This is a genomic window from Rothia similimucilaginosa, assembly GCF_029850875.1.
Lineage (GTDB): Bacteria > Actinomycetota > Actinomycetes > Actinomycetales > Micrococcaceae > Rothia.
Genome location: NZ_JAOVAM010000008.1, coordinates 70,694 through 94,109, shown reverse-complemented (window position 1 = coordinate 94,109; position 23,416 = coordinate 70,694). Strand labels below are relative to the sequence as shown.

19 protein-coding genes are annotated in these 23,416 nt (G+C 59.9%); all 19 read right to left on the bottom strand.

Features of this window, described 5'->3' with window-relative positions:
- Window positions 1-82: 82 nt before the first annotated feature.
- On the bottom strand, window positions 83-352 hold the full coding sequence (rpsO, locus tag QFX05_RS07310) for a 30S ribosomal protein S15 (RefSeq protein ID WP_005507098.1): 270 nt from the start codon (window positions 350-352) through the stop codon (window positions 83-85).
- Between the two features lie 288 nt (window positions 353-640).
- Window positions 641-2,041, bottom strand: a complete 1,401-nt coding sequence (locus QFX05_RS07305) for an amino acid permease (RefSeq protein WP_279742054.1) — start codon at window positions 2,039-2,041, stop codon at window positions 641-643.
- Between the two features lie 269 nt (window positions 2,042-2,310).
- Complete coding sequence (locus QFX05_RS07300; RefSeq protein WP_279742053.1) at window positions 2,311-2,649, bottom strand: hypothetical protein; 339 nt, start codon at window positions 2,647-2,649, stop codon at window positions 2,311-2,313.
- A gap of 220 nt (window positions 2,650-2,869) precedes the next feature.
- Window positions 2,870-3,763 carry a 5'-methylthioadenosine/S-adenosylhomocysteine nucleosidase gene (mtnN, locus tag QFX05_RS07295; protein ID WP_279742052.1) on the bottom strand — a complete coding sequence of 298 codons (894 nt, stop codon included), beginning with the start codon at window positions 3,761-3,763 and terminating at the stop codon, window positions 2,870-2,872.
- Window positions 3,763-4,221 carry an S-ribosylhomocysteine lyase gene (locus QFX05_RS07290; RefSeq protein ID WP_279742051.1) on the bottom strand — a complete coding sequence of 153 codons (459 nt, stop codon included), beginning with the start codon at window positions 4,219-4,221 and terminating at the stop codon, window positions 3,763-3,765. The genes mtnN and QFX05_RS07290 overlap by 1 nt, the downstream gene beginning before the upstream one ends.
- Before the next feature lie 238 nt (window positions 4,222-4,459).
- Window positions 4,460-5,464, bottom strand: coding sequence for a bifunctional riboflavin kinase/FAD synthetase (locus QFX05_RS07285; protein WP_279742049.1), 1,005 nt, complete (start codon window positions 5,462-5,464; stop codon window positions 4,460-4,462).
- 253 nt (window positions 5,465-5,717) lie between these two features.
- A complete protein-coding gene (locus tag QFX05_RS07280; RefSeq protein ID WP_279742047.1) occupies window positions 5,718-6,443 on the bottom strand; it encodes a DUF4345 domain-containing protein in 726 nt (241 codons plus the stop codon).
- 190 nt (window positions 6,444-6,633) lie between these two features.
- Window positions 6,634-7,731, bottom strand: a complete 1,098-nt coding sequence (gene truB, locus QFX05_RS07275; protein ID WP_279742046.1) for a tRNA pseudouridine(55) synthase TruB — start codon at window positions 7,729-7,731, stop codon at window positions 6,634-6,636.
- The gene (gene rbfA / locus QFX05_RS07270) at window positions 7,732-8,172 is read right to left on the bottom strand and encodes a 30S ribosome-binding factor RbfA (protein ID WP_279742045.1); all 441 of its coding nucleotides are present in this window, start codon (window positions 8,170-8,172) and stop codon (window positions 7,732-7,734) included. It lies immediately after the preceding gene.
- A gap of 185 nt (window positions 8,173-8,357) precedes the next feature.
- Window positions 8,358-11,114, bottom strand: a complete 2,757-nt coding sequence (gene infB / locus QFX05_RS07265) for a translation initiation factor IF-2 (RefSeq protein WP_279742044.1) — start codon at window positions 11,112-11,114, stop codon at window positions 8,358-8,360.
- A gap of 219 nt (window positions 11,115-11,333) precedes the next feature.
- Complete coding sequence (locus QFX05_RS07260; protein ID WP_279742043.1) at window positions 11,334-11,675, bottom strand: YlxR family protein; 342 nt, start codon at window positions 11,673-11,675, stop codon at window positions 11,334-11,336.
- A gap of 236 nt (window positions 11,676-11,911) precedes the next feature.
- Window positions 11,912-12,979: a transcription termination factor NusA gene (gene nusA / locus QFX05_RS07255; protein WP_279742042.1), complete on the bottom strand. Its 1,068-nt coding sequence runs from the start codon at window positions 12,977-12,979 to the stop codon at window positions 11,912-11,914.
- A 109-nt stretch (window positions 12,980-13,088) separates the two neighbouring features.
- Complete coding sequence (locus QFX05_RS07250) at window positions 13,089-13,760, bottom strand: ribosome maturation factor RimP (RefSeq protein ID WP_279742041.1); 672 nt, start codon at window positions 13,758-13,760, stop codon at window positions 13,089-13,091.
- A 2-nt stretch (window positions 13,761-13,762) separates the two neighbouring features.
- Window positions 13,763-15,595: a proline--tRNA ligase gene (locus QFX05_RS07245; protein WP_279742040.1), complete on the bottom strand. Its 1,833-nt coding sequence runs from the start codon at window positions 15,593-15,595 to the stop codon at window positions 13,763-13,765.
- 112 nt (window positions 15,596-15,707) lie between these two features.
- Complete coding sequence (locus QFX05_RS07240; RefSeq protein WP_279742038.1) at window positions 15,708-16,943, bottom strand: GNAT family N-acetyltransferase; 1,236 nt, start codon at window positions 16,941-16,943, stop codon at window positions 15,708-15,710.
- 191 nt (window positions 16,944-17,134) lie between these two features.
- Window positions 17,135-18,277 carry a flavodoxin-dependent (E)-4-hydroxy-3-methylbut-2-enyl-diphosphate synthase gene (gene ispG, locus QFX05_RS07235; protein WP_044142245.1) on the bottom strand — a complete coding sequence of 381 codons (1,143 nt, stop codon included), beginning with the start codon at window positions 18,275-18,277 and terminating at the stop codon, window positions 17,135-17,137.
- A 139-nt stretch (window positions 18,278-18,416) separates the two neighbouring features.
- The gene (locus QFX05_RS07230; protein ID WP_279742037.1) at window positions 18,417-19,772 is read right to left on the bottom strand and encodes a M50 family metallopeptidase; all 1,356 of its coding nucleotides are present in this window, start codon (window positions 19,770-19,772) and stop codon (window positions 18,417-18,419) included.
- A gap of 214 nt (window positions 19,773-19,986) precedes the next feature.
- Window positions 19,987-22,035 (bottom strand): ABC transporter ATP-binding protein/permease, encoded by a 2,049-nt coding sequence (locus QFX05_RS07225; RefSeq protein ID WP_279742036.1) that lies wholly within the window; start codon window positions 22,033-22,035, stop codon window positions 19,987-19,989.
- Between the two features lie 9 nt (window positions 22,036-22,044).
- A complete protein-coding gene (locus tag QFX05_RS07220; RefSeq protein ID WP_279742035.1) occupies window positions 22,045-23,235 on the bottom strand; it encodes an efflux RND transporter periplasmic adaptor subunit in 1,191 nt (396 codons plus the stop codon).
- Window positions 23,236-23,416: the final 181 nt, after the last annotated feature.

Here is a 23,416-nt window from a genome sequence, read left to right as displayed (position 1 = left end):
AGGGTTGGTAGTGCTGACAGCACGTCCGCACACACCGCCTCAAGGCGATTAATCACCACAAAAGCGTCAAGACGCTCCTGTTTTATCGGCGCAGACCCAGGCGCTCGATCAGCGAACGGTAACGCTCGATGTCGACGCTCTTCAGGTAGCCGAGCATGTTGCGGCGACGACCAACGAGGATCATCAGGCCACGACGGGAGTGGTGATCGTGCTTGTGGAACTTCAGGTGCTCGGTCAGGTCGGCGATACGACGAGACAGAACTGCAATCTGAACCTCGGGCGAACCGGTGTCGCCCTCGTGGGTTGCGTATTCCTTGATGATTGCCTGCTTGACAGCGGGATCCAGTGCCACTTTTAACTCCTAGAGTTAGTACCGCATACGTCCCGTACGGACGGTTGCCGCCGGGTGGTGGGCTTACGCCCTGTACTACACGTCGTCTACTGCGGACTGCAGACGCGTTCTTCCCATTCTACGCTACCGGGGCACTTTCGTGGAAGGGTGAACAGAATCCCGGCGGCAGGTAGCTCATCACACTACCAGTCGCCGGGCTTCACAGCCTGGTTCTCACGCAGGGTTCGTGTACCGGGCTTGACGTTGAGAATTCAGTGTTTATGCTTCTGCTCTTTGTGCTTCTCTTCTCTACGCTTCAGCGCGAGCGCGGACCACCACGAGGCGATAGTAGCCCAGCAGGAACAGGCACCAGATTGCGCCCATCACCAGCGCCAGCTGGGTATCGGCGAAGCAGCCGAAGAGCACCACGATAAAGATCATGAACGCCAACGCCAGGTAGCTCAGCCACAGAGGCTGGCGTACCGGCTGCACCTTGATATCAGCACCACTGCGCTTGAACGCGATGTGCGCCAGCAAAATCATAACCCACACGAATACGGTCGCGAAGGTTGCCAGGGAGGCGACCACCTCGAACGCATTCTCGAAGAGCACGTTCACGATCACACCGACCGCCATGACCAGCACCATGATGATGGTGGTCATCCAGGGCGCACCATTTTTGGTGACCTTCGCGAAGGAGGCCGGTGCCAGGTTCTGCTTCGCCAAACCGTACATCATGCGGCCGGCACCGTACACGTCCGCGTTCAGCGCAGAGATTGCGGCGGTAATGATGACCACGTTCAGAATCGAAGCAGCAGCCGGAATACCCAGTCCCTCAAAGATCTGCACGAACGGCGAGTTTGCCTTCGTCACTGAGTACCAGGGGTACAGGGACATGATGACCGACAGGGTCAGAATGTAGAAGATGAGGATGCGGAACGGCACCGTGCGAATCGCCTTGGGAATTGAGGTGCGCGGGTCCTTCGCCTCACCGGCGGCAATACCGATGTTCTCAATACCGCCGAAAGCAAACATCACCACGGTAAAGCAGGCAAGGAAGCCGGTAAATCCGTTCGCGAAAAAGCCACCCTCAAGTGACCAGAGGTTCGTGACCGAAGGTGCCACCGAATCATGCGCCTGCACGCCGACGAAAAGTAGGGCGATACCGCCAACAATCATGGCGATAATGGCGGTGACTTTCACGAGGGTGAACCAGAATTCGGTCTCGCCGAACGCCTTGACCTTCGCCAGGTTAATGGCGAGCAGAATCAGCAGGACAGAGACAATCCAAATCCAGGAGGGGCTGTTCGGGAACCAGAACTTCATGTACACGGCAAAGGCGGTGACGTCCGCAATGGCGACCAGCGCCATTTCCAGGGCGTAGGTCCAGCCGGTCACGAAACCAGCCCAGCGCCCGAGGTATCGGGTGGCGTATTCGGAGAATGCTCCGGAGACCGGGTGCGCCAGGGCAAGTTCGCCCATTGCGCGCATCACCATGAACACTGCCGCGCCGCCAATAACGTAGGCAAGCAGCACGGAGGGGCCCGCCAGCTGAATGGCGGATGCCGAGCCGTAGAACAGGCCGGTGCCGATGGCGGAGCCGAGGGCGATGAACATGATATGGCGCAGGGAGAGTCCACGCGCTAACTGCGGGCTCTCGGGGGCTACTGCTCCCTGCTGTACCGGGGATGAGTCCGGAGTGGTATTCATCTTCTTCTTTTCCTTTACCTCGTGGGGTGTACCCGCTTATGGCGGGGAAACGTATCGGGCGGTGCTGAGCTTGCCTGTGCTATAGCAGTTCGCAGGTGGTCTAGCGCGGCACCGACTGGTTCACTCCCCATCGAGTGATGGGGCGTTGCGAGAAGGTGTTGTCTTCGCGCGTCGCCCCGACGCATCCGCTCCCAGCCTGCACGGCGGGAGGGAACGCAAAAGACGGCGGGAAGGCAACGTTGCCTTTCCGCCGTCTTTTTTGTCAAAGACTACTTCTGTCGCTTACGTCCAATGACGATAGAACACAGAGCGGTTACAGCAGTCACAGTGTAGACTGCAGGCCACGCGCCAAGCTTCTTGGCGAGCGGATGAGCGGCGCCGAACGCTCCGAGGTAGAGAGCGGTGAGGAAGGTGGCACGGCCTGCGCCAGCCTTACGCTTCCAATTCTTGTAAGCCACGGCACCACACAGTGCCAGGACAGCGCCACCGAGCGGGCGGACGCCAGTGCTAGATGCAACCTTGTAGCCACCGAGCAGACCGGTGACGGAGGCGAGAGTCGGGCAGAACTTCACGACGGACTCCTCTGTGAGATCGGATAGTTTCCACATTCATAGTACTCCACGACACACAGAATGTATATTCACCACGATTAATATTTCTGCATTTATCACGGATCGGGTGCATCAAAGAGCCGGGCAACAGAAAGACTGAGGTAAAAAAGACCGGGGCGCAAACCCATTAGGCTCACGCCCCGGCACTTCTCAATGCAAGCTCACATCCCGACGCATGCTCTAAAAGATTTAGAGTTTTAGTTTCAGAGATTTAGCTTTAGAGAGCCAGATCCAGCGCCTCCAGCTGCGCTTCGGTCCACAGCTCAGCAGCCAGCTGCAGAGCGTAACGAGCCGAACGAGGAGCCACGACATCCACGGAGAGGTGGAAGTCCTGGTCAGCCTCCGGGCCGCACAGATCAGACACGCAACGCACACCGATAAACGGAATCTCGTAGTTGTGGCAGACCTGCGCAATAGCGGTGGTCTCCATGTCGGTGCTGATGGCACCCTCGAATGCTTCGCGGGTGTCTTTCACGTTGTGGGCGGTCACGAAGGAGTTACCCGCCAGCATCTGGCCGCGGCGCACCTCCCACGCGCTCTCAGACTGCTCACGCACCGGCTCCAATGCGGCGAGCGCATGCTCCAGAGCATCCTGCCACTCGTCCGCCTGACCGTCGTAGCTTTCGGGCATGCCGGGAACCTGGCCGCGTGCGTAACCGAACGCAGTCGCGTCGGCATCAGTGTAGGTGTAGTTCTCACCAATCAGCACATCGCCCACGTTAATGCCGCGAGCCAAACCGCCGGCGGTACCTGCGCTAATGACGCCCAGGCAGTTCGAGGAGTAGCTGATTGCCTCGGTGACGGCACTCGCCGCGTTCACCAGACCAATCTTGGAGCGAACCAGCAGCAGCGGAACCTGGTCCTCGCCCACCTGCAGGTAGCGCGGGTGGAATACCGCCGCGCCCTCGGTGAAGGAGGGCTGCAGTTCCTCGGTCATCTTCAGGAAAGGCGCGAGCTCCTCATCCATAGCCACCTGAATAATAATGGCGTTGGACATGCCGTCCATCAGCTCAAACATGCTGTTGAACGCCTCAGCCGGGTCGAAAGCATTCGGATCAAAGTCCACCGGGTTGAAGGCGGATGCGAAAGCGTCGGGAATCTGTGCACTCATTACGCCATCACCTGCGCCCACTCATCGCGTGCCGCGAGAAACTCTCGAGCCGCAACTTGCGCACCTTCGAGGGTGTGGTTGGCGCCCCAACCGCACTGCACCTCGTTCGCTGCCGGAACCTCGATCGCATTGAGGATATCGTTGAGGGTTGCTTCCAGGATGGGGAAGAACTCCTCGGGCTCCAGGCCCAGGGTCAGCGCGTAGAAACCGGTCTGGCAACCCATCGGGGAGAAGTCAATCAGACGGTCGGTGTGGTTGCGCATATGTTCGGCACTCAGGTGCTCGATGGAGTGTACGGTGGGCATTTCCAGGTGCGCGGTGTTCGGCTGGGTGAAGCGGATATCGTACTTGATGAGGGTGTCGCCACCGGGCAGGACCTTGCGGTCTGCGATACGCACGTAGGGTGCTGCTACCGCGCGGTGGTCGAGGTTGAAGGATTCGACGTTCATTTTTTCCATGACTCTATCTTCTCTTAAAACCGGGGCGACTAAAACAGGGATACCTCGCGGGCGACACAGGACGTAAAGGCTGACAACGCAGGATATTTCACGGGCGGCGCAGCAGGTCAGGCGCGGAAAGATACCCAGTCCGGTACACAAAAGCCCCGGCGCCAGATCCAAAAATCTGCCGCCGGGGCTACAAGCTGTTATCGCAGGGGCATGAGCGCAGGACGCCGCTCATAGATGAGCAGTGGGGCTACTTTACTTCCGCCTGCACCGGGCACTCCGGCGGGCAGTAACTTCTAACGTCCTCAGCCAGCACCTCGCGGGTCTGCACCACATCATCATTAATCTGCTCAATCAGCGCCTCAACACCGGTGTACGCCACCATGGGGCGCAGACGCTTCACGAACTCAATCAGCACATGCTGACCGTACAGGTTGAAATCCTCCACGCGTTCCTCGGGGCGGTCAATCACGTGCGCCTCAACCTGGCGGTGCTCAATACCGTCAAAGGTCGGGTTTGTACCCACCGAAATAGCGGAGGGGTGACGGTTACCCGCCTCATCCACCAGCCAGCCGGCGTACACGCCATCGGCGGGAATCAATCCGCGCGCCTCAAACTCAAGGTTCGCAGTCGGGAAACCCAACTCGCGGCCGCGCGCCAGACCGTGCACGACCTCGCCAGCCATCATATGGTGCCGACCCAACAGCTCGGTGGCAGCAGGCATATCGCCCTCCAGCAGTAGCTGACGGATGCGGGTCGAAGAGCAGCGGGTGTTCTCATCCACCATCAGATCCTCAACGACAACCACCTCAAAGCCGTACTTCTCGCCCAACTCACGCATGGTGTTCAGGTCGCCCGAGTTGTTGTTACCAAAGCGCACGTCGTCACCGATGACCACGAAACGCGCATTCAGCGCATCCACGAAGGTGGACTTCACGAACTCTTCGGGGGTCTGCGAAGCGAACTCCAAATTGTAGTTCAACAGCAGGTAGTCGTTCAGACCCAGCAGGCACATGAAGTAGCGGCGCGAGCCCTGGCCCATAATGTCGTGGTGGGTTACCTCGGGACGGTGCACCTGCATCGGGTGCGGGTCAAAAGAGACCGCGATAGAGCTCAAACCCTGCTCTTCAGCAAGGGAGACCACGCGCGAAATCACGCGGGCATGTCCACGGTGCACGCCGTCAAAATTGCCGATGGTCACGACCGAGGGGCCGTAGCCGGCGGGGACCTCGCTCAAAGCGGTGTAGAGGGTCACGGGCTCTCCTGAAAAAGATAAATGTACCTAACCATCCTAGACCACAGGCGGCAGGATGCAGAATTTAAAACGGGAATCAACAGGGAATGGAACGGCACCCCTCTCCCCTAGCGTGCCGGGTGCAGCGGCGTATCTGACAGGCAGCGGCAGAACCACGCCTACAAGCCAAGCCCCGCCCGCAGAAAACCCAGCCCATAAGGAAAGCCCGGGCAGGCACCCCACCGTGCGGCAGGAACCTTCCCGGGCGTTACGACTACTTACGAGCCTGGCTACGAGAAGCCTTCAGCATCTCCTCGCGAATCTTATTGGACTTGTTAATCCAGCTATACCACACCAGCAGGCACGGAGGAATCACAAGCTCAGTCACCATCAGCACGATCAGCGACCAGTGCGGGGTACCAAAGAACACCCACGCCAGGATACGACCCACGCCGCCCAGGAAAACCACCAGGCAGGAGAACGCGAGCATGTTCACCCACTTGAACTTCAGGGCAATGAACACGAATGACAGGCCCACACCCACATAGGTTGCCGCGAAGAACACGTAGTTCGACTGCACCGAGGGGTTCGTAAAATCTGCAGGCGCATCCGGAATGACGCGGATACCACCCAGAACCTGCCATACACCGTATGCAATCATGAACAGACCGTACAGCGCCACCGCCGCACGAAACGCCGCACGATTCTGAGGTTTAGCCGCTTCCTCAATGCTCTTGGGGCGGACAAACGCCTCGCGGGTTGCCTTCTTCTCCGCCTTCTGCGACGCCTTATCGCCGGACGCCGGTGCGGCCACGCGAACACCCTCGGGTGCCTTCACCGCAGAAATAGGCTCAGCAGTCTTAGCACCGGCAACCTTCGCGGCACCGCTCTGAGCAGCAGCCCTGGATGCGGTAGCTTCAGCCTGTGCAAACTCTACGCGGGGTACCGGCGCAGTACGAGGCTCACTCGCCTTATTAGCGGAGCTCTGGTTCTCGCTCATTTTTTCTCCTTCAGCAGGGCCGGGCGGCACCCGCACGAGTAGTCATGTGTGTTCGGGGGTTGTATTACGTTAGCGTGTTGAATGAAAAAGGGCTCACGTTCAACAAGCGCTGAATCAATCAGGCTTGAGGAATCAGCTTTGGGTAGGTGCAAACACCGAACCCTCTTCGCCCATCATAATGCCTCAACGCCTAGTTGAAGGAACGATTCGCCTCAAAAACCAGTACCGGGGCAGCCTGAACCTTTCCGCGCTGTTTCTTATTCTCCAGGAGGGCAACCAGGGTGCCGTCCGGGGCAAAGCCCGCCACAATACCCTCAACGCTGGCATGCTGCACCGCACCAGACTCATCCGCACTCGCGTGCACGGAACGCTTCACCACGAAACCATCACCGCTGGGGCTAATACGGCGTCCGTAGGAAATATCGCTTGCCTCCGCAGCAGAGAGCTCACGCGCACCAAAGATGCGGCGTGCCGCCTCCTCCAGGGGAAGCAACGGCAAATCTTCCAGCGGTGCCTCCGACTCTTCACGGCGCTGCTTCAAGTGCGCCAAGTCGGCGGCGTCCTCAAGCACCACGGCACCCACACGGGTACGGCGAAGAGCCGTCAGGTGGCCACCGGTGCCCAGAATCTTGCCCAAATCACGCGCCAGGGCACGAATGTAGGTGCCCGAAGAGCACGAAACCGTCACATCGCAGTCAATCACGGGAACCGAGGTTGCCGTGTGCTCACCCTCATTCTCGGGGTCCTCAATCACGTACTCGGCAAAGCCGACAGTCACAGAATGCACCGTGAACTCACTAATCGTCACCGGACGCGCCGCCAATTCAACCTGTTCACCGCTACGCACACGCGCATACGAGCGAACACCGTTGATCTTGATAGCAGACACCGCAGAAGGAACCTGCAGAATGTCGCCACTCAGCCGCGCCACAGCCTCCAGGATGTGCGCACGCATCTGCTCAGTGTCCATACCGGTCAGCGCCTCAACAGCATCCAGATGTGCGGCAGTGTGCTCCCCCTCGGCGTCCTCAGTCAGCGTCTCAATGCCCAGGCGAATCGTCGCATCATAGGTTTTATCCTGACCAACCAGGTAGGTCAGCAACTTGGTCGCCTTATTAATGCCCAGAATCAGTACGCCGGTCGCGGCAGGATCCAGCGTACCGGCATGACCAACCCGCCGGGTGCCAGCAATACGACGCATCTGAGAGACTGCGTCGTGACTGCTCATCCCAGCGGGCTTGTCAATGACCATCAGGCCGGACGGGCCCTGAGGTTGATTCTTCGCCACTTAGGCGTCCTCACCCTCGGCAGGCTCATCCTTCTTGTAAGGGTCGGCCTCGCCAGCGTACTGCACGCCCTCGGCTGCAGCAGCCAGGGCGGCGTCGCGCTCGCGAGTCTCACGCAGAAGCGCCTCGATGTGGAAGGCATTCTCGGGAACCTCGTCGGCGACGAAAGTCAGGGTGGGGGTCAGGCGGGCAGTAATGTTCTTGCCCACCTCGGAGCGCAGAATACCCTTAGCGGATTCCAACGCCTTCTTGGTGTTTTCGGCGTCCTCTTCGGAGCCGAACACGGTGTAGTAGAGGGTTGCGTGCTGCAGGTCGTTGGTCACGCGGGCATCGGTAATGGTCACAAAACCGAGGCGAGGATCCTTAACACGACGCTCCAGCGCCTTCGCCACAATTACCTTGATGCGGTCGGCAAGTCGTGCCGCGCGGGCTGCATCAGCCATGTGTTTCTCCTTGAAATGTCGTGGTGAAATGTTGTGGCGCTTCCGTGGGCACTCGAGGTGCTTTGGAAGCGTTCCAGGTAATACGGAAGCGCCCGCCCCGCCGGCGCCCGCCCCGCAAGCTCCAGTTTTAGAAGCCTGTGGGTACGGGAACACTAGCGGGCGACGGGCGCATCAGCATGTGAGTCTTAGACACGCGGCTTTTCGCGCATCTCCCAAGTCTCGATAATGTCGCCTTCCTTGATGTCGTTGAAGGAACCAAGGCCAATACCACACTCGAAACCTTCGCGAACCTCGGTAGCGTCGTCCTTGAAACGACGCAGCGACTCGATGGTGAGGTTGTCTGCCACCACGGAACCGTCGCGCACCAGACGTGCCTTGGCGTTGCGCTTGATGATGCCGTTCTTGACGATCGAACCTGCGATGTTGCCCCACTTGGAAGAGCGGAAGACCTCGCGGATCTCTGCGGAGCCGAGCTCCACTTCCTCGTACTCGGGCTTGAGCATACCCTTGACGGCCTGCTCAATTTCCTCAATCGCACGGTAGATGACCGAGTAGAACTTCATCTCGACGCCTTCGCGGTCGGCAAGTTCTGCAACGCGCTCTGCCGGGCGGACGTTGAAGCCGATGATGACCGCGTTGTCCACGGTAGCCAGGTTCACGTCGTTCTGGGTAATAGCACCCACACCGCGGTGGATGACGCGCAACTGAACCTCGTCGCCACCGGCGTCGATCTTCATCAGGGACTCCTCCAGTGCTTCCACAGCACCGGAGACGTCACCCTTAATAATCAGGTTCAGGGTGTCCATCTTGCCCTCAGCCACAGCGGCGTCGAAGGACTCGAGGGTCACACGCTTACGACGCTTAGCCAGCTGAGCGTTACGATCAGCAGCCTCACGCTTCTCAGCGATCTGACGTGCGGTACGCTCTTCCTCGGTAGAGAGGAAGGTGTCACCTGCACGAGGAACGGTGGACAGACCCAGCACCTGAACGGGGCGGGACGGACCAGCTTCCTTCACAGCCTGACCGTTCTCATCGAACATTGCACGAACACGACCGTGAGCAACACCGGCAACGATAGCGTCACCGACGTGCAGGGTACCGGACTGAACCAAGACGGTGGAAACCGCACCGCGGCCCTTGTCCAGGTTTGCCTCAATAGCAACGCCGCGTGCTTCCTTGTTCGGGTTAGCGGTCAGTTCGAGCACGTCAGCGGTCAGGGTGACGGCCTCAAGCAGCTCGTCGATGTTGGTACCGTTGCGAGCAGAGACGTCCACGAACATGGTGTCGCCACCGTACTCTTCGGGGATCAGACCGTACTCGGTGAGCTGGCCACGAATCTTGTCCGGGGACGCGCCTTCCTTATCGATCTTGTTCACTGCCACCACGATCGGTACGTTAGCTGCCTGGGCGTGGTTCAGTGCCTCAACGGTCTGAGGCATAACGCCGTCATCCGCTGCGACCACGAGGATTGCCACGTCGGTGACCTTCGCACCACGGGCACGCATAGCGGTGAACGCCTCGTGACCGGGGGTATCGATGAAGGTAATCGCGCGGTCTTCACCTTCGACGGTGGTGTGGACCTGGTATGCACCGATGTGCTGGGTAATGCCGCCGGCCTCACCCTCAATGACATTGGTGTTACGGATAGCGTCCAGCAGGCGGGTTTTACCGTGGTCAACGTGACCCATGACGGTAACGACCGGGGGACGAGCCTCCAGAACATCCTCGCCCTCAGCTTCTGCTTCGGCTTCAAGGTTGATGTCGAAGGACTCGAGCAGCTCACGCTCCTCATCCTCCGGGGAAACGATCTTAATCGAGTAGCCCAGTTCGGCACCCAGCAGCTCGAAGGTCTCCTCATCCAGGGACTGAGTCTGGGTAGCCATCTCACCCAGGTGGAAGAGAACCGTAATCAGCGATGCCGGGTTTGCGCCAATCTTCTCAGCGAAGTCCATGATGGACGCGCCGCGGCGTAGACGAATCTCGGTCGAGCCGTCGCCGCGAGGAACAACCACGCCACCGGGTGCCGGTACGTTCAGCTGCTCTTGCTCATGACGGCGAGCTGCCTTGGACTTGCGACCCTTACGCTTGGAGCCACCGCGACCGAATGCACCCTGTGCATTACCGCGACCGCCGGGGCCGGGACGACCCGGACCGCGGTTGAAGCCGCCGGAACCGCCACCGCGACGTGCGCCGCCGTTACCGCCGCCGTTGTTGGAACCAGACGCGCCGCCACCAACGTTGGAAACCTTGGGCATCATCGAGGGGTTCGGGCGCGCGCCACCGCCGGACGGACGGGGTGCACCGGGACGTGCGCCAGCTGCCGGACGGGGGCCACCGTTACCGCCGGGACGTGCGCCACCTGCGGGGCGGGGACCTCCGTTACCGCCGGGACGTGCGCCACCGTTGCCGCCGGGACGACCGTTACGTGCCGGACGGGGACCGCCGGAACGCTGGGAGTCACCGCCGCCACGCTTCATACCCTGCTGGGATGCGAAGGGGTTGTTACCGGGGCGAGGACCGGGCTTGGGGCCGGGCTTCGGTGCAGCAGGCTTGGGCGCTGCCGGCTTCGGTGCAGCCTCGGGGCGTGCCATGCCCTGCTGGGATGCAAAGGGGTTGTTACCCGGGCGGGGACCGCCGGGCTTGGGTGCTGCTGCTGCCGGCTTTGCGGCGGGCTTAGCTGCAGGCCTGGGTGCCGGCTTAACAGCAGGCTTTGCCGCTGCGGGCTTAGGTGCCGGCTTAGCTGCCGACTCCGCGGGTGCTGCCTTTGCGGCAGGCTTAGCGGCTGCGGCAGGGAATTCCGCGCGCAGCCGCTTCAGAACCATGGGGTTCAGGGTGGAAGAGGAGCTCTTAACGAACTCGCCCATATCCTTGAGCTTGGCGATAACTTCCTTAGAAGGAACGCCTACCTCTTTAGCAAACTCGTGTACTCGAGGCTGAGCCAAATTTTCTCCATTCCCGGTCCGCACCGGGAATGGTGCGGACACTAATGTTTACGGGGTGCACGCCCGAAGGCGCGCCAATTCGTGAAATTGCCGGTGGGTGAGCACGAAAGGGCACTCATTTCGCGGCACTCATTAGATATCCATCAGTTTTCTGACTCGCTTTCAGATAAGAAGTCGTCAAACTCGTTGACTTATAGAGGGCATATACCCGAAAAGCATCTATGAGGGGGTCGAGCCCGCAATCACGGCTCGAATCTGCTCACAGCACGCCTGCAGCTGTGCTGCAGGGACCGCTTTTTTGAAGGCGCGCGCCAGACCGTTCTTTTTCTGTAGAGCGGCTACGCATTTTTCGCTCGGATGGATCCAAGCGCCTCGTCCGGGCATAGTTCCCGCCACATCGGGCTGATAGGGCGGGGTGTCCGCCTGCTCTGTAGCAGACGTGACGGGTGTGCGGGCGATGCGTAGCAGCTTGCGCTGTTCATCGCGGGCACGGCATCCGATGCAGGTGCGGATCGGTCCTTCAAACGCTTCGGAGGTTGCAGTGAGGTCGTGATCGCTCATGGTCTCTCCCCTCTCTAGCGTGTGTAGAACCGCGTTCGCGGTACATTCGTGATGCTCTATCCGGTGTGTGAGGGCACGTTAAAGCGCCCGGTTACACACCGGCACATCTTAATAGTGTATCCCGTTTTTAAGAATCATGGGCAAAACTGTGACGCAGGCGCAAAAACACCGGGCACCTTACTGCCCAATATCCTACGCCTGCATCAAAGGGATACACCCCTCACCGGGGCTAATACTTATTCAGCGTCCTGTGCGTACTCTGCTGCTTCTTCAGCCAGGCTACGAGCCACGCGTGCTGCCACCTCTTCCTCAGCACGAACCTGAGCGTACTTGGACTCGGAGAGAATATCGATACGCCAGCCAGTCAGCTTTGCTGCAAGACGTGCATTCTGACCCTCACGGCCGATAGCCAGGGACAGCTGATCATCCGGAACCACCGCACGAGCGGAGTACTCACGCGGGTTCTCGATAATGACCTCGGTGACCTTCGCCGGGGACAGTGCCGCAGCGATGAAGGTGGCCGGATCGGTCGAGTAGTCGACAATGTCAATCTTCTCATCGTTCAGCTCGGCAGCAACCGCACGCACGCGGGCACCCATATCGCCGATGCACGCACCCTTAGCGTTAATGGTCGGGTTCTTCGCGGACACAGCAATCTTAGAGCGGTGGCCAGCTTCACGTGCGATGGAGTTAATAGACACCAAGCCCTCAGAGATTTCGGGAACCTCGTGCTCGAACAGACGCAGAACCAGGTTCGGGTGCGAACGAGAAACCACAATCGAGGGACCCTTGGGGCCGCGGCGAGCCTCAACCAGGTAGGCGCGCAGGCGGGCGCCGTGCGGGTATTTCTCGCCCGGAACCTGCTCATTGCTAGGCAGAACAGCTTCAACGGTGCCCAGGTCAACCTGAACCATACGCGGGTTATTGCCCTGCTGAATCACGCCAGACACCAGGGTGCCCTCACGGTCCTTGAACTCGCCCAGAACAGATGCGTCCTCAGCGTCACGCAGACGCTGCGAAAGCACCTGACGGACGGTTGCGGCAGCGATACGGCCAAAGTTGTTCGGGGTATCGTCAAACTCGTCAATCTTCTGGTTGTCCTCATCAAGCTCAGGAGCCAGAATGACGAACTCACCGGTGGTGTGGTCGATGACGGCACGAGAGCCCTTAATAGCGCCAGGCTGCTTCATGTACGCAAGCAGCAGGGCGTTCTCAACCAGGGTGAAGAGCTCCTCCATGACGAGAGAGCGCTGCTTCGCCAATGCGCGCAGTGCGCCCAGGTCAATAGTTTTAATATCCTCCACGCTTTTCAGCCTTTCCCAGTTAGCACGGCGCCGGGACGCTGAATGCGCCCCGGCTCCCGAACGGTATCTACCTGGCACGGAGAACCCCGTGCCTGAAGCTTTAATAACTCTATTCTACCGGCTCAGCAGACGAATTGAAGTCAATCTCGACGTGAGCAGAAGCAATATTTTCCCACGGAAGCAAGCTCGGCTCGTGGTAGGACTCCTTTTGACCCTTCTTCGTGTTCTTCTTACGAGCCAGCACCGGACCCTCGTCTTGCACCTCGTGCAGACGCGCCAGGTACTCGGTGCCGTCGGGTGCGGTGACCGCAATCAGGCGGGTACGGGCACGTTCCCAGTGGCGGCGCTCGGTCAGGGAGCGGGTAGCACCGGGCGAGGACACCTCCAGCTCGTAGGGGAAGAACTCGTCGTTTTCATCCGCACGGTCCAGGGCGCTCGAAATCGCACCGGAAATCTCCGCCAGAGAATCCAGCGACAGCGAATCGGTACGCTCAGTGGTGTAGTCCACCGTAATCTTCACGGTACGGTTCGCCGCCGGGCCCGAAATCTTCAGGTCCTCCAGCACCAGCGAGAACTCGGAGATAACCGGAGCAATCGCCTCGGCAACCTCTTCCTCACGGATCGCACGGGTACCCACGCGAACCGGTGCCTCCACCACGGGCTCGCTCTCAGCGTGAGTACGGGAAGTGTTCACACCATTCGCTACGCGGGATGCGGCACGGCGAGCGCGCGCATTCGGGGCGCTCTTCTTAGAGCCAGAACGCTTCGGCTTATAAGCCACGGCTACTCCCCCTTGACCTCAGCGATGACCTCAGCCACCGCATTCTCGACGGACACCTCGCGAGCCTCACCGCTGCGGCGGTCCTTGAGCTCCAGCACGCCGTCCTTGAAGCCGCGACCAATCACCAGGATGGTGGGCACACCCAGCAGCTCGGCGTCGCCGAACTTCACTCCGGGGCTGGTTTTCGGACGGTCATCGAGCATGACCTGCAGGCCGGCGGATTCCAGGGATGCGCTGAGTTCTTCAGCGTACTCGTGGGATGCTGCATCCTTGCCGGTGATGACAATATGCACGTCTGCCGGTGCCAGGTTACGCGGCCAGATCAGGCCCTTCTCGTCGTGGTTGCCCTCGGCGATGGCGGCCAGTGCGCGGGTCACGCCGACACCGTAGGAGCCCATGGTCACGGTCTGCAGCTTGCCGTTCTGGTCCAGGACCTTCAGGCCCAGTGCCTCAGCGTACTTGCGTCCCAGAGCGAAGATGTGGCCCATTTCGATGCCGCGGGCTGCCACCAGGTCGCCGGAGCCGTCCGGTGCCGGGTCGCCTTCGCGTACCTCGCACGCCTCGATCACGCCGTCGGCGCTGAAGTCGCGGCCGAAGACCAGGTTAGCCACGTGCTTGCCCTCTTCGTTCGCGCCGGTCACCCAGCGGGTACCGCGCACCACGCGGGGGTCAACGAAGAAGGGAATGCCGGTTGCGGAAGCCACCGCATCCTCGTCCTCGGTATGCGCGCCGAGCAGAGGCGCATCCAGGCTCAGGCCGGGGCCAATGTAGCCCTTAACCAGCTGCGGGAATGCCTTCAGGTCCTCTTCGTTGGCTGCCTCAACCTCAACCTCGCCGCCGATGCCCAGCAGGGTGCCGATGTTGACCTCAACGCGGCCCAGGTCCACGGCACGATCGCCGGGAACGCCCACGGCGAAGACCTTACGCTCGCCAGAGGGGGTGATGACGGCGCCCAGGAAGCACTTGAGGGTCTGCGAAGCATCCAGAGTGCCGCCGGTAACCTCGGAGTACAGTTCGTTCATGCGCTCCACCAGGGTCTCAATGGTGACGGAGTCGGGGGTGTCCAGAACGATTGCGGCCGGGGTGCCCTCGGTAATCTCGATTTCCTCGGGAACCACGGTGGTCACGGCCTCAACATTAGCCGCGTAGCCGCCCGCGGAACGCACGAAAGTATCCTCACCAATGGGGGTCGGGTGCAGGAACTCTTCACTGCGGGAGCCACCCATCGCACCGGACTGTGCGGTCACAATGACAATCTCCAGACCCAGGCGCTCGAAAATGCGCTGGTAGGCGGCACGGTGCGCCATGTACGCCTCGTTCAGGCCCTCATCATCAATGTTGAAGGAGTAGGAGTCCTTCATGACGAACTCACGGCCGCGCAGCAGACCCGCGCGGGGGCGCGCTTCATCGCGGTACTTGGTCTGAATCTGGTACAGGGACAGCGGCAGGTCCTTATAGGAGGAGTACAGGTCCTTCACCAGCAGGGTGAACATTTCCTCGTGGGTGGGTGCCAGCAACATGTCTGCGCCCTTACGGTCCTTGAGGCGGAAGAGGTTATCGCCGTACTCATCCCAACGGTTGGTTGCCTCGTAGGGTTCGCGGGGCAGCAGTGCGGGGAAGTGGACTTCCTGCGCGCCGATGGCGTCCATCTCTTCGCGGATGATGTTCTCGACCTTGCGCAGTACCTTCAGGCCCAGGGGCAGCCAGGTGTACACGCCGGGGGCTGCGCGGCGGATGTAACCGGCGCGGACCAGCAGCTTGTGGCTGGCGACCTCAGCGTCTACGGGATCCTCGCGCAGAGTGCGCACGAAGAGGTTGGAAAGGCGAAGTACCACGATTCTCCTTGAAAGGTCGATAGGTTTAGGTAGGGTGCCCATTGCTCACCAGGTAAGCCGAGAAAAAGGCACAATCGTCTTTAATTTTATAGCGTTTTAGGGTTCGGCGTGTTTAGCGCTCAAAAATGATGGTCGAGAACTGCCCAATCTGTTCCCAACCGGTCCCCCGGTATATGGCAAGAGCGCGGGCGTTGTAGTCGTTCACGTACAGGCTCAAGTGCGGGTATCGGTGCTGCAGAAGCTGCACGGCGGCAGCAAAGAACGGCTTAGCCAGACCGTAGCCGCGGTAGTCCGGGTGCAGCCACACACCCTGCACCTGCGCGACATCCAGATTCACGATGCCCGCATCCGCTTTGAAGATGATGCGCCCGTTCACATCGGTGACAATGGCGCTGCGCTGACCGGCAATGAGCATACGCAGGCGCCCCGCGTAACCGTCCCCGTAGCGGGCAATCGGGTCGAAGCCGACCTCCTCGGTGAACATGGCCGCTGCAGCAGGTAGAAGCTCCCCCAGATCCGCGGAGGTGGCGAGACGCGCATATCCGGCAGCCTCACCGCTGAGCTGGAAAGCACCGGCGAGGCTCTCCCCCGGTTTGAGGGGCGCGGGCAGGTGCGCCGGCAGCTCAGGAAGCTCCACAGTGTAGAAGCGGGCCAGGTCCTTCTCCGGTGGCAGATACAGCAGCGGCTGATTGGGGCGCTCCGACAGAACCCGCGCACGGTGATCGCAACCGTCACGCAGGCTCAGCTGCCGCATCGGCAGTAGCGGACTCTTACCGCCCCGAGTCTGCTCGCACAGCTCCTGCATACGCGTCCACAAGGGCATCACGAAGGCGCTCTCACCGAACATGGATTCCAGGCGAGAACCCACCTGTAGCAGTAGCTGAGCCAGCGCGTCACGATGCGCAAGCGCCGTCGCGTCCAGGGTGGGAGTGTCCAAGGAGGGGGCATCCGGCACTTCAGCGCCATGAGAATCCGCATCATATCCAATGTGTTCAACTGCGGCACCGCACAATCGCACCGGCACCACATTCGAACCCAACAGCAGCACACAGCACAACTGCCCATCGCGCTCACAACCCACAAAACCCTGATAGTAGTGCAGCGGAATACGCGGGGACCTCACCGGAAGAGGACACGCCAAATAATGCTCAATGGAATACAGATTCGGGACCGGGTCGCTGAACAGGACCTCCTCCAGCTCATCGCACCACCGAGCATCCAGAGCAAAAACGTGTTCCTTCACGCGATTAGGCATAGGGGAAGAATCCATCGACGAAACAGCAGCAGACGAAACAGCAGCACGCCGGGCACGATTAGCTTTACGGCGGCGAGAAAAAAGAGTGAACATGACGTGTTGAGTGGTTGAGTGATAGAGAACGAGTGATAAAAATTGAGTGAAAATACGGGGACATGTGATCCCTAAAAGGTAGCCGGATCATGCGGCCACAACCAGCAGCGGCAATCACCGAGCCTGCCACCACCATAACCGGAAAAGCGCGGAGGCGCCCTCACCAGGGCGCCTCCGCGCACAAAAGCTAACTAGCTCACCGAAACAGCCGGGGAACCCTCAGGAACATACTCGCCCGAAGCCTCCATCTCAGCAGCAATACGGGTAGCCTCTTCAATCAGAGTCTCAACAATCTGATCCTCAGGCACGGTCTTAATGACCTCACCCTTCACGAAAATCTGGCCCTTACCGTTACCGGACGCCACACCCAGGTCAGCCTCACGAGCCTCACCCGGACCGTTCACCACACAACCCATCACGGCAACACGCAGCGGAACCTTCATATGCTCCAGGCCCTTCGTCACATTCTCAGCAAGCTCCCATACGTTCACCTGCGCACGACCACACGACGGACAAGAAACGATATCCAGCTTGCGGGGGCGAAGGTTCAGTGACTCCAGAATCTTGGTGCCCACCTTCACCTCCTCAACCGGAGGAGCAGACAGCGACACGCGAATAGTGTCACCAATACCCTGAGACAGCAAAGTACCGAAGGCCACCGAGCTCTTAATGGTGCCCTGGAACGCCGGACCAGCCTCAGTCACACCCAGGTGCAGGGGCCAGTCACCGCGCTCAGCCAGCTGACGGTACGCCTCCACCATCACCACAGGGTCATTGTGCTTCACAGAAATCTTGAAATCACGGAAACCGTGCTCCTCAAAGAGCGACGCCTCCCACACAGCAGACTCAACCAAAGCCTCCGGAGTAGCCTTACCGTACTTCTCCAGCAGACGCTTATCCAGCGAACCAGCATTCACACCAATACGCAGAGAAACGCCGTGGTCCGAAGCCATCTGCGCAATTTCCTTCACCTGGTCGTCGAACTTACGGATATTACCCGGGTTCACACGCACAGCACCGCAACCAGCCTGAATAGCCGCATACACGTACTTCGGCTGGAAGTGAATATCAGCAATCACCGGAATACGGGACTGCTTGGCAATAATGGGCAGAGCCTCCGCATCCTTATCAGTCGGGCACGCCACACGCACAATATCGCAACCGGCAGCGGTCAACTCAGCAATCTGCTGCAGAGTCGCACCAATGTCATGGGTCTTAGTCGTCGTCATCGACTGCACCGAAATCGGAGATTCAGAACCAACACCGACAGAACCCACCTTGAACTGGCGGGTCTTACGACGCGGGGACAGAACCGCGGGAGCGGGCTTCGGCATACCAAGGCTGACCGACAAGGTTTTCCTCCATACATGGGTTGTGAAGGACGTACGACGCATCCTTCGTTCAACTTTTTATTGTGCCACTGACGCGAAAGAAAGCACTAATACGGGTACCCTTACCGCGTGCAACAACACACTAAAACAGGGTGATGGGCTTAACAATATCCGCCACAATCAGAATGATAGACATCACAATGAACGCGCCCGCCACCACATACGTCAACGGCAACAACTTCACCGGATCAAACGGACCCGGATCCTTACGCCCAGTCAAACGTGCAAAGAAGCGACGCACGCCCTCCCAAACAGCGCCCAACACATGGCCACCGTCCAGAGGCAGAAGCGGAATCAAATTGAATGCAAAAAGCATCAAATTCATATTCGCCACCAGCGAGACCAACATCGCAGCCTTCGCCTTCACATCAATACGGTCAGTAGCCGTCACCTCACCGGCAATACGGCTCACACCAACCACAGACACCGGCGACTCGGCACTACGCTCACCACCAGTCACCAAAGTCACCGTCAACTCCCACACACGCTGCGGCAACGAAAGCATCGACGAACCCACACGAGAGAGCGTATCGCCCACCATCGTAGGCACCTCAGTAATAGAACCAGGCACCAACTCACTCGACGGCGAAACACCCACAAAACCGCCACGAGTCGTCGCAATCGAACCATCCGCAGCACGCGCATACTGGCCCTTACCATCAGAAACCGGGCGAATCATCTCAACCGGAGTTACCGACAAATCCAGACGCTGACCATTACGCTCCACCGTCAAGGTGCTCGGGTGAGAACCCGCCGCACGAATCGCCGAAGACACAGCCTCCCACGAACCCGTCGATGCACCATTCACAGCAACCACACGGTCACCCACCTGCACACCAGCAGCCTTCGCAGGCGACGGAGTGGACTTATCCGTACACTCACCATAGCTAATCGAATCATGAGTGACATTCACGCTCGGCACGCACTCAGACACCGCCGACACCTTATTCGTCACCTGCGCCGTACCAAAACCACAAATCAGCACAGCAGTACACACCACACCAATCAGCAGGTTCATGGTCGGGCCACCCAGCATAATCACCATGCGCTTGAGCACCGGCAACTTATAGAACAGGCGGTCCTCATCGCCGGGCATCATACGCTCAGCATCCGCCGCACGCGCCTCCTCAGCCAAAGACGCAAACGGGCTAGTACTGCCCGAATGGCCCTCCTCATGGTGCTCCTTCACCTCAGCAGGGCTCGGCGGGTACATACCAATCATCGAAATGTAACCACCCAACGGGATCGCCTTGAAACCGTACTCAGTCTCGCCGCGACGGAAAGAGAACACGGTCTTACCGAAGCCAATCATGTACTGCGGAACACGCACATTGAACAGCTTTGCGGGCACCAGATGCCCCACCTCGTGCAGGGCGATCGAGACGGCAATAGCGATTGCCATGAGGATAATGCCCACAGCGTACAGCAGGATTTCCACGCTTTTTCTCGTTTCGGTTCGGGGATACGAAGCTTCTAGGATACTCGCTTAGCCTGTGAAAGCGCCCTCCCCCGCTTTCTGGAGGGGCTGGATGGGGGACGATAAGAGGGGCAGTGTTCGTCCTCGTTCCTACAGGGGCACCCGCCCTCGCTTCGCTTCGAGCACCCTGATGTCACTTCGGACGATACCGCCCCTCAACACCTAGCCAACGCGACTAGCCTGCCGCCAAGGTCTGCGCCGGATCAATACGCGAAGCCTTCGCCGCCGGATACAGACCAGCCAACACGCCAACCAGCGCACCAGCGCCCAAACCCAGCAGGATAGTGTCAACACTAATAATTGGCGTCCAGCGGTTCATCAAAGACACAATCGAGATGCCGTTAACCGCCAGCACGATACCAGCCACAGCGCCCAGGATGCCGGTCAGCAGCGCCTCCGCCGAGAACTGCAGCAGAATACCCGAATGGCGCATACCAATAGCCAGACGCAAACCAACCTCACGGCGACGCTCCATCACCGCAACCAGGAACGTATTCATAATGCCCATCGCGCCAATCACGAGGGTAATAACACTCATGGATATAAGCATGGTGCGTTGCTGCTGGTCGACAGCCTCACGAAGAGTTTTCGGCTCCGGCGGGACACTCACGCTATACAGGGCGGGACGTTCCGGCGAGAGCGCGTACGGTGCTTCCTCCGCAATCTGGTTTGCGGCACCGGCAACAGTACTCACCACAATCTGAGTGGAACGCTTACCGGTCTGCGCCGCAGCCGCGCCACCACCGGCAGCGGGCTGCGCTTCTTCCGCATCGGCACCAGGCTTCGCGCCCAGAGGCAGGTAGACCGAACCGTACGACAGAGTCAGCGAAGGGTTCTCCCGCACCACACCAATAACGGTGTACGGCTCATCGTGAATATAGACCGTAACTCCGAGGCTATAGGGCAGCGCAAGCTGGCGCATCACGCTTTCGCTGAGCACCACAACCTTATCGTTCCGCTCCACGTGCCCCTCGTCGAAGGTACGACCCCACACCAGCTCGTGACCCTGCACGCTAAAGATGCTGGGGGTTGCCGCAAGGACGGCAGCCGTCACGTTAGCGCCGCGCTCGCCAAAGTTGTCTGGGCCGCGCTGAATATCGGCGGATTCATCCAGCTGATCCACTAGCGCGGTACCGGTCACTCCGTTCAGTTGGCTAACACGCCGGTAGTTCTCACTAGCCGCCAGGCTCAATAGTTCAGCCCGGCTCAGGGGTTCGGTTCGAGTGGAGCTTATCGTCAGGTACTTAGCCCTAAAAATGTCGAAACTGTCAGCCAACTGCCCAGAAATGGTGGCGGTCAGACCAACGGTCAGCACAAGCGAAGCAATACCCAGCACCACACCAAGCATGGTGAAGATATTGCGCCTCACCCGGTGAACGGTAGCGTCCCAGGCTTCTTTGAGGGAGGCGAGCGCCCAAGGTGCACGACCGCTCCCCTGCGGCTTAGATGTTTGCTCCTCAGCAAAGCTAGGCAGGCTCAGAGACGCGCGGGCGGTCGTTTCTTCCTGCCGCGGTGCATCCTGCTCGATGAGCTGCCCCTCGTGCATACGTAGCACCCGGTCGCAGTGCTCCGCCACGAGCGGGTCGTGAGTAATCACAATCGTGCTTTGCTGGTCACCCGTACATTCGCGGAGCAGGTCAATCACTTCACGGGTGAGCTCTTCATCCAGCGAGCCGGTCGGCTCATCACAGAGCAGCAACGCTGGTTCCCCAATGAGCGCACGAGCAATAGCCACACGCTGCTTTTCACCGCCGGAGAGAGTGGTGATGGGTGCATCCGTTCGGTGGCTCAGCCCCAGCAGGGCGAGAGTGTCCGTAACCCGTTGTGCTCGTTCAGCTTTGGGCACGCCACGGTAGATGAGCGGCAGCTCAACGTTGCGGTACACATTCTTATGCTCGATGAGGTGGAACGCCTGGAAGACGAAACCGATGCTGTCCAGGCGCGCTTCAGCTCGCTGTGCCGCGTTGAAGGTTGCGGTGTCTGTACCGTCCAGCAGGTAGCTGCCGGAGGCGGGCGTACTGAGCAGACCGAGGATGTTCAGCAGGGTTGATTTGCCGCTGCCGGACGGTCCCAGGATTGCGACGACTTCTCCGTAGCGGACTTTCAGGTCAATATTTTTGAGCACGTCAATTTGAGTGTCACCCTGCATAAAGTGCTGGGACACTCCCTGAATATCGACGCTATAGGCTGGTGGGTGCGCGTGAGCGGCGCGGGAGTCAGTCATGGCTACTCCCTACTTTTTCTCGCGCATGATTTTGACGCTGTCGCCTTCGTGCAGGTCACCGGTGACGGCGTTCTTGCCGTTGGCGTTGCTGATGACGGTAACGGTTACCTCGCGTTCTTCGCGGGCCTTCGATCCGTTGGAACTTTCGGGGCCGAGCACGATGACTCGGGTCTGTCCGTCACGGGTGTAGAGCGCCGATGAGGGTACGACCAGGTGTGCTTCGGGGGTTTCTTCGAGGGTGAGTTCCGCGTTGACGGTGCCTCGGAGGCTGTCCGCCTTATCCCCTACGTCGAGGGTGAGGATGCGTTCCCCTTCGGTGTTTCCTGCCGCACCGGCTACACCGTTGAGGTTGGAGCCAGCCGCACCTTCTGCGCCATTGACCTGGCGACCGGCCTGGCTGTTGCCTGCGGCACCGGCGGCTTCGGAGGTGTTCTTGTATCCGAGGGTTGCAACGTACTCAGTATCACCGAGGGAGGGCACGGTTACCTTCTGACCGCTACGAGCTTCGGGGGTGAGCCTACCGGTGGTTCCGGTGCAGCTGAGGGTCTTGGTACCTTCTGCGATGGTGGCTACGGGACCGTCTGCGATGGCGCCGGTTGCGCGGGGGTTGCCGGTGACGAGTCCGGCACGGTTGATGATGAGGAAGTAACGGGAGGGAATAGGCTGGTCAGTCTTTACGTGTGCGTAGCCGAGGCTGTCAAGGAGGTTGTTGAGAGCCTCGTAGGTGTCTTCGGTGATGCGCGCAGGCTGAGGCCCCTGGCGTCCCAAGGCGGTCAGTGCCTCGTTGAGGAGTGCGGCGTCGGGGCCACTGTCGTCGAGCTTGAGGTCGCGGTAGAGTGCGAAACCACCGGTGAGGGTGATGAGAGGTTCACCGTTAACTTCTGCGATGAGGGTGCCGTTGCCGACGGTGTCACCGTGTTTGATGGTGATTGCGGTGTACTGCCCTTCGCCGCTGTAGCGCAGCGGGGTTGAGGTGGCGTAGTTCGCGGTGCAGGTCAGGGGCACGGTGGTGCGCAGTTTTTCGCGGGTGACCGTGGCGGTGATGGTGGAGGGGGCCGGGGGTGCCGCTTCCGCATCTTTTTGGGCGGTGGTTTTGATGTTTTGGGCGCTGATGAGCGTACCGACGGTGATGATGAGGAGCAGGGCGATAATGCCGTAGAGCCAGAGGGTTTTCTTCTGGCGGGTGGGGGTGGCGCTCATGGTGTCCCTTCTTTGGGTGCGCGTACGGAAACGCTATTATCTGTGCCGTTTGGGCTTAGGGGCGGCGATGCCGTGTGGGATTAGTTTGTGCCCGGCACGGGGATACGTGCCGGGCACAATACGCTGTGACGAGGTGTAGCCGTTGCAGCTACTCTGTACGCTTGTTCTGGTTAGTCCACAG